Here is a 12,923-nt window from a genome sequence, read left to right as displayed (position 1 = left end):
CAGCCCTCACCGTTCAGGCCGCACGGCGAACTACGCGACCAACCCCGCCTTTCAGGGGCGCGGGGAACTGCGCGACCAGCCCCCACCCACCCGCACCCGCACCCGCCAACAAAAAAACGCAGGACGCCCCAACAACAGGGCGCCCCACGCACACCGCAAAAGCCAAGCGCAGCGGCTACGCGTCGTAGTCCCGCTCCATCTCCTGATCCATCCGCTCCCGCGCACCCTGCCCCGTACGCTGAGCGTCCTCTTCCCGCTGCTGCCCCCGGTCCCGCGCCTGGTCCTTACCCTGGTCCATCCGGTCCTTCGCCTTCTCCGCGAGGTCCTTGGCCTTGTCCTGGAACTGGTCCTTCATACCCATGTGGGTTCACTCCCGTGCAGGTGGGGGATTCACGGCCCCGTCGGTGGGGCCTCGTCCAGACTCACACGCCCGGTAACCCCCCGCATCTCGATCAGTCACGCTGAGTAGCGCGGTTGGCCTGAGTGGCCCGAGTGGTCCGCGCAGCCCGCGCCGCGTCGTCCGCCGCCCCACCCGCCCCGACGAGCCCCGACCGCATCCCGTCCAGCCGCGCCCCGAACCGCCGCATCTCCCGCTGTCCGACGGTCCCGATGACCCCGGGCAGATACCCCCGCACGCCCTGCATCCCGCGCAGCCACCACTGCCCGTACACATGGCTGGACCGCCGTTCGATCCCGGCGACGATCCGGTCCACGGCCGGCCCGAGCGGATACGTCTTGTTCGCGGGCCACGGCAGCCGCGACCTCAACTCCCGCATGACGTCGTCCTGATCGGCCCCGCGCACCATGTCCGTGTCGGTCCAGGACAGATATCCGACGCCGACCCGCACGCCCTTGTGTCCGACCTCGGCCCGCAGACTGTGCGCGTACGCCTCGACGCCGGACTTGGACGCGCAGTACGCGGTCATCATCGGCGCCGGAGTGATCGCGGCCAGGGAGGCGATCTGGAGCAGATATCCCCGGCTCTCCATCAGCACGGGCAGAAACGCCCGCGCGGTCACCGCGGACCCGATGAGATTGACCTCGATCACCCGCCGCCAGGCGACGGGATCGGAGTCGAGGAACGGCCCTCCGCTGGCGACTCCCGCGTTGGCGACGACGATGTCGACCTTCCCGAACCGCTCCTTGACCTCGGCCGCGACCCGGGCCATCGCCTCGTGGTCCGTGACGTCCGCGTACCAGTGGGCGCTGTCGGTGTGCAGCCGTTCGGAGACCTGCTTCAGCTCGTCCGCCTCCAGCCCGACGAGCGCCACCTTGGCTCCGCGCGCGGAGAGTTTGCGGGCGAGCAGCTCGCCGACACCCCGTGCGGCCCCGGTCACGACCGCGACCTGGCCCTCAAGACTCACCTTGCTCATGCGCCCTCCTTGACCTGATCGCCCTGACTGAACTGCGCGTATGCGGCGGCCAGTTCGCGGATCTTCGTGCTGACCAGCTCGGGCGCCTCGACGGGTGTCATATGGCCGAGCCCGGGGAGTTCGGTGCTGCCGACGCACTGCGGCAGCGCGGCGACCAGTCCCCGCGCGTGCACCGGCGGCGTCATCCGGTCCGCCGTCCCGACGACGACGGCCGTGGGCACCGCCAACTCCCGTACGCCGTGGTCGAGATCGAGCGTGTCGAGGACTTCCGACCACGCGTGCCGCACGCCCCGCGGGCACGCGTGCACGATCCGCGCGCAGGCCTCGACCATGTCGGGTGCCGAACCGGCGCCCATCGTCGCGTACTTGAGGATCCGCCGGGCGGTCGGCGTGACCGGCCCGAGCGGCGCCCGCGACCCGAGCACCTTCCGGGTGAGCCAGGTCCGCGCCCGTCCGGCCCGCATCGGCACCACGAGCGACTCGCCCACCAGCCGCGAACTCCCGGTGCTGCACAGCAGAACGGCCACGACATGCTCCCGGAACCGCGCCCGCGAAGCAGCCGCCAGCACCGCCATCCCGCCCATGGAATGCCCGGCGACCACCGCCTTCTCGCCGCCCCGAAGTGTCTTCTCCAGTACGGCGTCCAGGTCGTCGGCGAGCACGTCGGTGCTGTACGCGCGGGCCGCGGGACTGCGCCCGTGGCCCCGCTGGTCGTAGGCGACGACCCGGTGGTCGACCGCCAACTCCCTGATCTGCGCGGCCCAGAACGCGGTGGAACAGGTCCAGCCGTGCGCGAGGACGACGGTCGGCACGCCCTCCTCGGGCCCGTGCACCTCGACGTGCAGCCGGGAGCCGTCGGCCGAGGTGACGGTCAACTCACGGACGGGTACGGGCGGTTCGAAACGCCCGGACGAGACATGCATGAGCCTGCTCACGCGCTGGCCACCTCCGCCTCAGCGGCCTCCATCCCCACGACCTGCGCCTCCGCGGCCTCCGTCCCCACGACCTGTGCCTCCGCGGCCTCCGTCCCCACGACCTGTGCCTCCGCGGCCTCCGTCGGCCGGGTCTCCGCCCGGACGACCTCGTACTCCGTGAGGTCCACGCGCCGGGTCGCCTTGCGGAACTCGGCCGTCGTGCCGGGCCAGACGGTGGTGTTGCGGCCGTTCGCGTCGAGGTACCAGCTGGTGCAGCCGCCGGTGTTCCAGACGGTCCGCTTCAGGCGTTCCTGCACCCACCGGTTCCACGCGCCGACGGCGCTCGGGCGGGCGTCGAGCGCGACCTGTCCGCCCAGCACGTCCAACTGCCTGATGTAGTCGGCGAGATAGTTCAGCTGGGACTCGATCATCAGGATCATGGAGGACGTGCCGAGGCCGGTGTTGGGCCCGATCACGGTCATCCAGTTCGGGAACCCGGCCGCCGATGTCCCGCGCAGCGCCTGCATACCGCCCTGCCAGGCCTCGGCGAGGGTCCGTCCGCCCACGCCGATGACCCGTTCGGCGATCGGCATGTCCGTGACGTGGAAGCCCGTACCGAAGACGATCGCGTCGACCTCGGCCGTACTGCCGTCGGCCGCGACGACGGTCGAACCGCGGATCTCGCTCAGCCCGCTGGCCACGACGTCGACATTGGGCCGGGCGAGCGCCGGGTAGTAGGCGCTGGAGAGCAGGACGCGCTTGCAGCCGAGGCGGTAGTCGGGGGTCAGCTTGGCGCGCAGCGCCGGGTCCTTGATGGCGCGGGCCATGTTCCGCTTGGCCAGCCGCTCCACCAGGGCGAGCTGGTCGGGGTGCTTCGTGAACGCCTGGGTCTGCAACTCCCTTATGCCCCACAGGAGTCCGCGCCGGGCCTGGGTGGTGAAGGGCAGCGCGCGGTGCAGTGCGCGCTCGGCGCCGCTGATGGCGCGGTCGACGCGGGGCATCACCCAAGGCGGGGTGCGCTGGAAGAGGGTGAGCCGCTCCACCTGGGGCTGGATCGCCGGCACGATCTGTATCGCGGAGGCACCGGTGCCGACCACGGCGACCCGCTTGCCGCGCAGGTCGTAGTCGTGGTCCCAGCGCGCGGAGTGGAAGACCTGGCCGGGGAAGGTGTCGAGCCCCGGGACGTCCGGGACCTTGGGGTCGGAGAGCGGCCCGGTGGCGGAGACGACGAGGTCGGCCGAGTACGAACCGCTGGTGGTCTCGATGTCCCAGCGCAGCCGCTCCGCGTCCCACGTCATCGTCTTCACCTCGCTGTTGAAACGGAGGTGCGGCCGGAGCCGGAAGACGTCCGTGACGTGCTCCAGGTAGGCGCGGATGTGCCCCTGCCCGGAGAACGTGCGCGGCCATTCGGCGTTCGGCGCGAAGGAGAACGAGTACAGATGGGACGGTACGTCACAGGCGCAGCCGGGATAGCTGTTGTCCCGCCAGGTCCCGCCCACGCTGTCGGCGCGCTCCAGGACGACGAAGTCCGTGACGCCCTCGCGCCGCAGCCGCACCGCGGCTCCCAGCCCGCCGAACCCGGACCCGATCACCGCCACCCGCACATGCTCGTGTTCGGTCATCCCGTGCCCTTCCCTACGACCTAGCTACCGCGCCAGTGAACACTGGCGCAATCGGAGCGTAGAACAGCTCCTTACCGATGGGTAGGGGTAGGGGCGAGCGCATTTGAATCAACGGCCGCCCACCCACGTCCCCGGACCACGACGTAGGGTGCGGGCGTGGCGGAGAAGGCGGAGCAGACGGAGAAGGCGGAGCGGACGGAGAAGCGCGAGTACCGCATGGAGGAACTGGCCGCGGAGGCCGGCATCACCGTGCGCACCCTGCGCTTCTACCGCGAGCGCAAACTCATCCACCCGCCGCGCCGCGAGGGCCGCATCGCCTGGTACGACGAGACGCACCTGGCCCGCCTGCGCACCATCTCGGCGCTTCTCGAACGCGGCCACACCCTCAACGGCATCGCCGAACTCGCCGAGGCCTTCGACCACGGCCGCAACGTCGGCGAACTGCTCGGCCTCGGCGCCCCCACCGAGGAGACCCCGGTCCGGCTGACCCCGGAGGCCCTCGCCGACTACTTCGGCGACCAGGCCACCCCGGAGAACTTCGCCGCCTCACTCGAACTCGGCTACCTCGGCACCGACGGCAGCGAGATCGTCCACATAAGCCGCCGCCTGCTGGACGTCACGGCCGCCCTGGTCCGCGAGGGCATCCCCCTCGCCGACGTCCTCGCCGCGGGCCGCCGCGTCCGCGAGCACACCGACGCCCTCGCCGAACTCTTCACCGGCCTGGTCATCTCCGGCGGCCGCACCCCGGAGGACCTGCAACGACTGCGCCCCCTCGCGAAGAGCGTCGTCGAGGCGGAACTGTCGATGGCCATGGACCGCCGACTCCGCCAGGCCGATCAGAGGTCGTAGACCACCGTCACCGGCGCGTGGTCCGACCACCGCTCGTCATGCGTGGCCGCCCGCTCGACGAACCCCTTGACCGCCTTGACCGCGAGCCCCGGCGTCGACACGTGATAGTCGATCCGCCAGCCACTGTCGTTGTCGAACGCCCGCCCTCGGTAGGACCACCAGGAGTACGGCCCCTCGACGTCGGGATGCAGCCCGCGCACGACGTCCACGTACCCACCGTCCCCGGCGTCCAGGACGGCGCCCAGCCACTCCCTCTCCTCCGGCAGGAAGCCGGAACTCTTCTGGTTCGCCCGCCAGTTCTTGAGGTCGGCGGGGTGGTGGGCGATGTTCCAGTCACCGCAGACGACGACCTCGCGCCCATCCGCGGCGGCCCGCTCCCGCAGCTCCTTCAGATAGGCGAGGAACTCGCCCATGAACCGCACCTTCTCGTCCTGCCGCTCGGTACCGACCTCCCCCGAGGGCAGATACAGACTCGCCACCGTGACACCGGGCAGGTCGACCTCGACGTAACGGCCGCTCCCGTCGAACTCGGCCGACCCGAAGCCCACCTGGACCCGGTCCGGCTCACGCCGGCTGTAGAGGGAGACCCCCGCGCGACCCTTGGCGGCGGCCGGCGCGTGCACGACGTGCCAGCCCTCAGGGGCGCGGACGTGCTCCGGCAGCTGCTGCGGCTCGGCCCGCACCTCCTGCAGACAGAGCACATCGGCGGAGGTCTCCGCGAGCCACTCCACGAAGCCCTTCTTCGCGGCGGCCCGCAGTCCATTCACATTGGCAGAGGTCACAGTGAGCACTCGGGCACAATACCGGCACACTGGACGGAGTCCGGATCCACCCTGCGCGGACCGTCACAGTCCTCCGCGAACCCTCGCGACACTGCGCGGACTCCCGAGGCCCTCCGCGGTCCTACCCTGTTCTCCACAACCCCTCCCTACGCATAGAAGTACGATACTCGGCATGAATATACGCCCCGTCCCGTTCGACCACCCCGACGCCGTGAAGCTGAACGACCAGGTCCAGGCGGAGTACCACGTCCGCTACGGCGACGGAGGCGACGCCACCACCCTGGACCCGGCGGACTTCACCCCACCGAACGGCGTGTACCTGATCGCGTACGACGAGAACGACTCCCCCGTCGCCACCGGCGGCTGGCGCTCCCAGGACGCCAACGGCGAGGGCAACGAGAACGGCGACGCCGAACTCAAGCGCATGTACGTGATCGAGCAGGCCCGCGGCCTGGGCCTCGCCCGCCGCATGCTGGCCACCCTGGAGGAGAACGCCCGCGCCGCCGGCCGCACCCGGATGGTCCTGGAAACCGGCATCAAGCAACCGGAGGCCATCGCCCTCTACACCTCCAGCGGCTACGAGCCCTGCGTGAAGTTCGGCTACTACCGCTTCCACGCGGACAGCCGGTGCTTCGCGAAGGGGCTCTGACCGGTTCGCGACGGCGAGCGGGCCGGGCGGGGCCCAGGGTGGGCGCCCAGGGTGGGCGGGTCCCGGGGTGGGCGGGTCCCGGGGTGGGCGGATTACGGGGTGGTGGGCTATGGGGTGGGCGGGTGATGCGGCAGCCAGGGAAGCGGCCGGCCCCCGCTCCCTTCGCCCTCTCACCCGGACCGGGATATGAGCCCACCCGCCCGAGACGCGGGCGCGCCCGCCTCGCCGTATCCCCGGAGACCCACCCGCGCATTCAAGGCGAGGCTGTTCGCGCCGGCCGGTGACGGCATCCGGAGCACGGCGTCGAGCACCGGCCCCAGACGGCCGCAGCCCGAAGTCCTCGGTGCCGTGAACCGGTTGTCCGCCACCCCGAACGCGAGGACGAGCGGATCCTGCGAGACGACGGTCGACGCCGCGGTCTCCTTCAGCACCAGCCGCACCGGATCCGCGTCGGTGCCGATGGAACAGCCGGGCGGCACGGCCGGCCCCGAGATCGCGAACGTCAGGTTCAGCTCGCCGCGCCGCTGGTCGTTCGACTGGAAGTCGAAGTAGCCCGCGTACCGAGGCGTGATCACCAGCGGTATGCCCCGGACGCGCACAGGAGCAGCCGTCATGGCGCCGAAGACCTGGCGGACCTGTCCGTCGACGGTGCCCTCGGCGAAGGTGATTGCCATGCCCCTGCCGAGCGACTGATCCAAGCGACCGAGGGTCATGTGCCCGCTGGCGGTCATCGCTTCACACCGCCACGCCCCGGGATCGGCACCCTCAGGAAGCTCGGAGAGCGCGGGACAGGCACCGAAGTCGATACCTCGCGCCGGGGCGGGAACAGCCGCGTGGGCCGACCCCGCCGTCACACCCACCCCCAGGGTCAGTGCGGCCAGCGACAGCACGAACCGCCGAGCCAGACGGGGCGTCCGCACCGAACGGTCTGCGTGAACTCTGCGCACCGCGCGAACCAGACGAACCGAACGAACCGCGGTAGCTGCGGTAGCTGCGCCCACCGCGCGAACCGTGCGGGCGGCATGGGCTGTACGGGCGGCACGAAGCATGGCGACCTCCGAATGAAGCGTCGGGTCGACCGACTCGAAGGAGCGGCCTGCATCCAGCATTGCAGACTTTTCTCTGCATGGAAAGGTCTGCAGAGAAAAGTCTGCAGAGCATCGGCTGTACTCTGCCGCCATGAGCGAATCGCAGGAACTCCCCGCACCGGATCCCGCAGGGGACGACCTTGAGCCGAACCGCACGCCGAACCCCGCGCACCCCGCGTCGGACCTCCCCCCGGCTCCCGAGCCCGCCGACGACACCCGGCGCCAGGTCAGCGACCCCGCCGCGCTGAAGGCGCTCGCCCACCCGCTCCGGCTACGGATCCTGCGCCACCTCGGCATCTCCGGACCGGCGACCTCGACCACACTCGCCACCGCCCTCGGCGAGAACACCGGCACGCTCAGCTATCACCTGCGCCGGCTGGAGCAGGGCGGATTCATCGAGGACGTCCCGGACAGCCCCGGCGGACGCGAGCGGTGGTGGCAGGCGGTGCGCGGGCTGGACATCCGCAGGCCCGCGCAGGACGAGATGACGGACGGCGAGCGTGCCGTCGCGGGCACGCTCGACCGGTTGCGGATGGAGGAGGACATCGAACTCACCCGCCGTTTCATGGCGGAACAGGCGGACTCACAGGGCTGGATGCGCGGCTCACGAAGCCTCAGCCATCTCACCGTGGAAGAGGTCGACGCCTTCCACGACGCCTACCTGGAGCTCCTGGCCCGTTTCTCGCGGGGCCCGGAAGACGCGCCTCCCGGCGCCCGCCCCGTACATCTGCGGTGGTTCGCCCTTCCCGCCGATTGACCCCAATGACCCCAACTCGGCTGCGGGCGAAGGCCCCTGGAAACGACGAATATCCCGCCCGATCGTGAAGATCGGACGGGATCTCGTCAACTACCCCTGAGTGAACTCAAGAACAGTCATTGCGGTGGACCTGTGGGGATTTGAACCCCAGACCCCCTCGATGCGAACGAGGTGCGCTACCAGACTGCGCCACAGGCCCTTGCAACGAGTGAAACTCTAGCATCCCCGTCAGGGTGCTTGGAAATCCGTTCCTTGCCTGGTCACTCGTTGGCCGCGCGAGGCCGTTCGCCGTCCTCGTACTGATCGAACAGCGGGGTGCGGCCCCGCTCGCGGGCGCGGCGGGCGGAGGCCGCGCGGCGGGCGTCGGTACGGCCGTCCGCCGTCGCCCTGTCCTCCGACGCGTCCTCCGCGTCCTCGTCCCGGGCGTCGTGGCCGTCGTGGGCGTGCTGGGCCTCCCGCGCGTCGTGTTCGTCCCGCGAGCCCGGCTGTGCCTCCTGCTCCGGCACCACGGGACTGGACCGGGCCGAACTCCACGCGTCCGGCGCCCCGAGGTCCACGTCGGACGTGGCGCGCGGTGCAACCGGTGCGGTGACGTACGTCGGCAGCGGGACCGGCACCGGGTCCCAGCTGTCGCCCTGCCCCGGACGGCGCTGCCGCTCGCGCTGCTGGTCGACCCACTCGGCGTGGTCGGTCTGTTCGACGAGGGCGCGGCGGTCGGCGGCGAGCGCGGACAGCCCGGGGTCGGTCTCCGGTTCCGGGCCCTCCTCGGCGTCGTCGAGCCCGGCGTCCACGGACGCGCGGCGACGCGGCTGGCGTTCCCGCAGTCGCTGCGCGGCGACCTCGGCCCTGCGCCGGTCCATCTGGTAGGCGAACCGGCGGCGTTCCTGGGTGCGCAGGTAGGCGATGTATCCGCTGAGCAGCACCGCCGGCACACCGGGCGCCCAGAGCAGGGCGAGTCCGCCGACCGCCGCGACGATCGCGCCGAGCGTGAAGGCGAGGAAGAGCATCACGGTGGTACGTCTGCGGCGTGCGAGCACCTTGATCCGCCGGGCGCGCGCTGCCGCGGCCTCATCGGCGGGGCTGCGCCGCGCGGCGGGGACGCGCTTGCGCGCGGGCATGGAGGCGGACTTGGGCGCCTTGGCGGACGCGGAGGCCTGCTGGGGAGCCGACTTGGGCGCCTGATCGCGCGCCGGTTCGCGGACCGGCGCGTGCTCGGGCTCGCGCGCCGCTTCCCGCGCCGCCGCGCGCTCCGACTCGCGGACCGCTCCGCGTTCCGGTTCTCGCGCCGCTTCCGGCCGTTCCTGGCTCTGCTGGCGGACGGGTGCGTGCACCTGGGGACGGGCCGGGGGCATGGCGAAGGCCCGGACGTCCACCGAGTCGGTGACGGCGTCCGAGGCGTCGGCGCCGGACTCCCCCTCCTCGGTGGAGCGCGCCCGCAGGTCCTTGGCGTACCGGCGCTCCATTCCCGCCCGTCCGGACAGCAGCCGGATGGCGGTGCTGAAGCGTTCCGTCGGACGGGCCTCGTTCAGCTCGTCCTGCCTACGGAGCCACATCGGCACCAAGTAGGCGGCCCAGGCCCCGACAATGACTGCGTAGATGAGGCCGCTGCTGCTCACGCCTCACACGGTAGAGGGGTTTGTGTGAGGCCATCTGCCAATTGAGCCGGTGTGTCGCACGATCTGGCTGATATTTCGAGCTTTTTTTGTGACCGATGCGATCAGCGGGCCGCCGAGTTGGTGAATTCATTGCCCCAAGGCGGTCATCCGTCGATCACTTTCGAACACTTATTCCATTTTCTGGCGTCCCGGACTTCCACCCCTCCGGGCTATGCGGGATTGTCGTGCGGGGTACTCCGGGAGCGTGCCCGCTGCCAGCGGCTCAGCAACCCCTCGGGCACCTCTTCCGCGGTGAGGGCGAAGACGAGGTGGTCGCGCCAGGCGCCGTCGATGTGGAGATAGCGGGGCCTGAGCCCCTCCTCGCGGAATCCGAGTTTCTCGACGACCCGGCGGCTGGGGCCGTTCTCCGGGCGAATGCAGACCTCGATGCGATGCAGTCCCACGGTCCGGAAACAGTGGTCGACGACGAGTGCCACGGACGTCGGCATCACTCCGCGCCCGGCCACCGACTCGTCCACCCAGTAACCGATGTGGCCCGAACACATGGAACCCCAGGTGATCCCGGCCACCGTCAACTGCCCGACCAGGCGACCCTGGTATTCGATGACGAACGGCAGCATCCGGCCCGAGTTCGCCTCGGAACGGAGATGCCGGACCATCTGCCGGTACGTCGGCCGGTGCGCGATCGGCCCGCTGGGGGTGGGCGGCGGGATCGTCGCCTCCCAGGGGCGCAGCCAGTCCCGGTTGCGCCGGTTGACCTCGCGCCAGGACCGCTGGTCGCGCAGCTTTATCGGCCTCAGGACGATGTCGCCGTCCACCAGCACGGCGGGCCAGGATGGGCTGTTCAGCTCGCACCCCCACTGGTGTCGGCGGGTCTGGGGTGATCGCCGCCGCGGATCTGGTCGACGGCGTGCGCCAGCAGGGGTTCCAGGACGGCGAGGCCGTCCCTCACACCGCCGGTGGACCCCGGAAGGTTGACGATCAGTGTGTGCCCGGCGACTCCGGCGAGCCCCCGGGAGAGCGCCGCGGTCGGCACCTTCTCCCGTCCGAACGCCCGGATGGCCTCGGCGATGCCCGGCACCTCGTAATCGATGACCGCGCGGGTCGCCTCAGGGGTGCGGTCGGTGGGCGAGACACCGGTGCCGCCGGTGGTGACGACGGCGTCGTAGCCGTCCTGCACGGCGGCTCTCAGCGCGGCCGCCACCGGGTCGCCGTCGGGGACCACGCGCGGCCCCTCGACCGCGAAGCCGAGGCTTCTGAGGCCGTCGGCGACCAGCGGGCCGCCTTTGTCCTCGTAGACGCCGGAGGCGGCCCGGTTGGAGGCCGTGACCACCAGGGCGCGATACGGCCGGGGCAGCGTGCTGTCGGGCGTCATGTCCGGCTCCAGTCGCCCGACTTGCCGCCCGACTTCTCCTCCACACGCACGTCCGTGATGACCGCTTCCTTGTCGACCGCCTTGACCATGTCGATCACGGTGAGCGCGGCGACGGAGACCGCGGTGAGCGCCTCCATCTCGACGCCTGTGCGGTCCGTCGTCTTCACGGTGGCCCGGATGCGTACGGCGTCGTCCGCGACCGACAGATCCAGTTTCACACCCGACACCGACAACGGGTGGCAGAGCGGGATCAGGTCCGGGGTGCGTTTGGCGCCCATGATCCCGGCGATGCGCGCGGTGGCGAGGGCATCGCCCTTGGGGACCCCCTCGCCGCGCAGCAGTTCGACCACGCGGGCCGAGACGAGGACGCGTCCGGTGGCGGTGGCGGTGCGCGCGGTCACGTCCTTGCCGGACACGTCGACCATCCGGGCGGCGCCCGCTTCGTCGATGTGCGTCAGTCGGTCGTGGGCAGGGGGTCCGGAGGTGCTCCCCCGGAAAGGCTCAGTCATGCTGTGTGGCGCTCCCGGTCCGGGCGTGTTGTGCGCGACACGGTACCGCCAACCAGTGGCAGTCAGCCGAGCAGGACCACGTCGACCTCGGTGCCGGGTTCCACGGACTCGACCTCCTCGGGGACGACGATCAGCGCGTCGGCGAGCGCGAGGGCCGCCACGAGGTGCGATCCGGCGCCTCCTACGGGGGTGACCGCGCCGTCGGCGTAGGTCCCGCGCAGGAACTGTCTGCGGCCCTTCGGGGAGGTCAGTGCCTTGTCCGCGGTGAGCGTGGCCCGGGTCCTGGGACGGTGCACGTCGTCCAGGCCCATGAGGGTGCGGATCGCGGGGCGGACGAACAGCTCGAAGGAGACGTACGACGACACCGGGTTGCCGGGGAGGGCCAGCAGCGGGGTGTGATCGGGGCCGATGGAGCCGAAGCCCTGGGGTTTGCCGGGCTGCATGGCGAGCTTGCGGAAGTCGATCCCGGCGCCCTCCTCGTCCTCGTCCCCCACGGAGGACAGCGCCTCCTTGACGACGTCGTAGGCCCCGACGCTCACGCCGCCGGTGGTGACCATGAGGTCGGCGCGGACGAGCTGGTCCTCGATGGTGGAGCGGAGGGTCTCGGCGTCGTCGGCGACGGCGCCCACCCGGTAGGCGATGGCTCCGGCGTCGCGGGCGGCGGCGGTGAGGGCGAAGCTGTTCGAGTCGTAGATCTGGCCGCTGCCCAACTGCTCGTCGGGCTGGACGAGTTCGCTGCCGGTGGACATGACGACCACACGCGGGCGCGGGCGTACGCGGACGGTGCCGCGGCCGATGGCGGCGAGGAGGGCGATCTGCGGCGGGCCGAGGACGGTGCCGGCCGTCAGGGCGCGGTCGCCCGCCTTCACGTCGCTGCCCTGCGCGCGTACGTGCGCGCGTGCCTCGGCCGAGCGGTACACGTGCACGTGGCCGTCGGCCCCCTCGGGGGACTGGCTGCGGGCCCGCATGCCGGCGACGGGGCCCTCGCCGAGGCCTCCGTCGGTCCACTCGACGGGGACGACGGCTTCGGCGCCGGGCGGGAGCGGGGCGCCGGTCATGATGCGGGCGGTCTCTCCGGGGCCCACATGAAGGGACTCGGCCTGGCCGGCCGCGACGTCACCGATGACCGTCAGGACGGCCGGGTACTCCTCGCTCGCGCCCGCGACGTCCGTGACCCGTACCGCGTACCCGTCCATCGAGCTGTTGTCGAAGGGCGGGAGCGAGACCGGCACCATGATGTCCTCGACCAGGACGCAGCCTTGGGCGTCGAGCAGTTGGAGCTCGATGGGATCCAGGGGGCGGACGGTCGCGAGGATGTCCTCCAGGTGCTCGTCCACCGTCCAGAGGTGGTCGGGTCCTGCGGTGCGGGTCGCGGCGGTGCTCAACGTT

Annotated in this window: 14 protein-coding genes and 1 tRNA gene; 3 read left to right on the top strand and 12 right to left on the bottom strand. The window is 71.3% G+C overall.

Translation table 11 applies throughout. From position 1 onward, the window contains the following. Nucleotides 1-175 precede the first annotated feature (175 nt). The 4 genes from ACIPTO_RS07730 to ACIPTO_RS07715 all read right to left on the bottom strand — a co-directional run bounded on the left by ACIPTO_RS07730 (nt 176) and on the right by ACIPTO_RS07715 (nt 3,909). Nucleotides 176-361 carry a hypothetical protein gene (locus ACIPTO_RS07730; protein ID WP_366316727.1) on the bottom strand — a complete coding sequence of 62 codons (186 nt, stop codon included), beginning with the start codon at nt 359-361 and terminating at the stop codon, nt 176-178. 91 nt (nt 362-452) lie between these two features. After that, nucleotides 453-1,373 (bottom strand): SDR family oxidoreductase, encoded by a 921-nt coding sequence (locus tag ACIPTO_RS07725; RefSeq protein ID WP_401190134.1) that lies wholly within the window; start codon nt 1,371-1,373, stop codon nt 453-455. Beyond that, nucleotides 1,370-2,308, bottom strand: coding sequence for an alpha/beta fold hydrolase (locus tag ACIPTO_RS07720; RefSeq protein WP_401190132.1), 939 nt, complete (start codon nt 2,306-2,308; stop codon nt 1,370-1,372). Before ACIPTO_RS07720 ends, ACIPTO_RS07725 begins: the two co-directional genes overlap by 4 nt. Beyond that, complete coding sequence (locus ACIPTO_RS07715; RefSeq protein ID WP_401190130.1) at nt 2,305-3,909, bottom strand: flavin-containing monooxygenase; 1,605 nt, start codon at nt 3,907-3,909, stop codon at nt 2,305-2,307. The genes ACIPTO_RS07720 and ACIPTO_RS07715 overlap by 4 nt, the downstream gene beginning before the upstream one ends. A 216-nt stretch (nt 3,910-4,125) precedes the next feature. On the opposite strand from ACIPTO_RS07715, the gene ACIPTO_RS07710 reads away from it, so the two are divergent. Then, the gene (locus ACIPTO_RS07710) at nt 4,126-4,758 is read left to right on the top strand and encodes a MerR family transcriptional regulator (protein ID WP_401190833.1); all 633 of its coding nucleotides are present in this window, start codon (nt 4,126-4,128) and stop codon (nt 4,756-4,758) included. On the opposite strand, the gene ACIPTO_RS07705 is transcribed toward ACIPTO_RS07710, so the two are convergent. Then, nucleotides 4,746-5,549, bottom strand: a complete 804-nt coding sequence (locus tag ACIPTO_RS07705) for an exodeoxyribonuclease III (protein WP_401190129.1) — start codon at nt 5,547-5,549, stop codon at nt 4,746-4,748. The two genes, ACIPTO_RS07710 and ACIPTO_RS07705, sit on opposite strands and share 13 nt — an antisense overlap. A gap of 163 nt (nt 5,550-5,712) precedes the next feature. Here ACIPTO_RS07705 and ACIPTO_RS07700 point away from each other — a divergent pair, with 163 nt between their 5' ends. Then, the gene (locus tag ACIPTO_RS07700) at nt 5,713-6,189 is read left to right on the top strand and encodes a GNAT family N-acetyltransferase (protein ID WP_401190127.1); all 477 of its coding nucleotides are present in this window, start codon (nt 5,713-5,715) and stop codon (nt 6,187-6,189) included. A 170-nt stretch (nt 6,190-6,359) separates the two neighbouring features. Here ACIPTO_RS07700 and ACIPTO_RS07695 read toward each other — a convergent pair whose 3' ends face one another. Then, nucleotides 6,360-7,298: a hypothetical protein gene (locus ACIPTO_RS07695; RefSeq protein ID WP_401190125.1), complete on the bottom strand. Its 939-nt coding sequence runs from the start codon at nt 7,296-7,298 to the stop codon at nt 6,360-6,362. A gap of 70 nt (nt 7,299-7,368) precedes the next feature. Between ACIPTO_RS07695 and ACIPTO_RS07690 the strand changes: the two genes are divergently transcribed. After that, nucleotides 7,369-8,034 (top strand): ArsR/SmtB family transcription factor, encoded by a 666-nt coding sequence (locus tag ACIPTO_RS07690; protein WP_401190123.1) that lies wholly within the window; start codon nt 7,369-7,371, stop codon nt 8,032-8,034. Nucleotides 8,035-8,159: 125 nt separating this feature from the next. Here ACIPTO_RS07690 and ACIPTO_RS07685 read toward each other — a convergent pair. From ACIPTO_RS07685 to glp, 6 genes are all read right to left on the bottom strand, one after another. Beyond that, nucleotides 8,160-8,233, bottom strand: a tRNA-Ala gene (locus ACIPTO_RS07685). Between the two features lie 61 nt (nt 8,234-8,294). Further along, nucleotides 8,295-9,650 carry a gephyrin-like molybdotransferase receptor GlpR gene (gene glpR / locus ACIPTO_RS07680; RefSeq protein ID WP_401190122.1) on the bottom strand — a complete coding sequence of 452 codons (1,356 nt, stop codon included), beginning with the start codon at nt 9,648-9,650 and terminating at the stop codon, nt 8,295-8,297. A gap of 209 nt (nt 9,651-9,859) precedes the next feature. Further along, nucleotides 9,860-10,474 (bottom strand): GNAT family N-acetyltransferase, encoded by a 615-nt coding sequence (locus tag ACIPTO_RS07675; RefSeq protein ID WP_401190120.1) that lies wholly within the window; start codon nt 10,472-10,474, stop codon nt 9,860-9,862. Nucleotides 10,475-10,494: 20 nt separating this feature from the next. Beyond that, nucleotides 10,495-11,025 carry a molybdenum cofactor biosynthesis protein B gene (locus ACIPTO_RS07670; RefSeq protein ID WP_401190118.1) on the bottom strand — a complete coding sequence of 177 codons (531 nt, stop codon included), beginning with the start codon at nt 11,023-11,025 and terminating at the stop codon, nt 10,495-10,497. Then, complete coding sequence (gene moaC, locus ACIPTO_RS07665) at nt 11,022-11,534, bottom strand: cyclic pyranopterin monophosphate synthase MoaC (protein ID WP_401190116.1); 513 nt, start codon at nt 11,532-11,534, stop codon at nt 11,022-11,024. The genes ACIPTO_RS07670 and moaC overlap by 4 nt, the downstream gene beginning before the upstream one ends. Before the next feature lie 62 nt (nt 11,535-11,596). Further along, nucleotides 11,597-12,919 carry a gephyrin-like molybdotransferase Glp gene (gene glp / locus ACIPTO_RS07660; protein ID WP_401190114.1) on the bottom strand — a complete coding sequence of 441 codons (1,323 nt, stop codon included), beginning with the start codon at nt 12,917-12,919 and terminating at the stop codon, nt 11,597-11,599. Nucleotides 12,920-12,923: the final 4 nt, after the last annotated feature.

It is taken from the genome of Streptomyces sp. NPDC090083 (assembly GCF_044747445.1).
In the GTDB taxonomy this organism is placed as follows: domain Bacteria; phylum Actinomycetota; class Actinomycetes; order Streptomycetales; family Streptomycetaceae; genus Streptomyces.
This window is presented reverse-complemented; position numbering and strand designations above follow the sequence as displayed.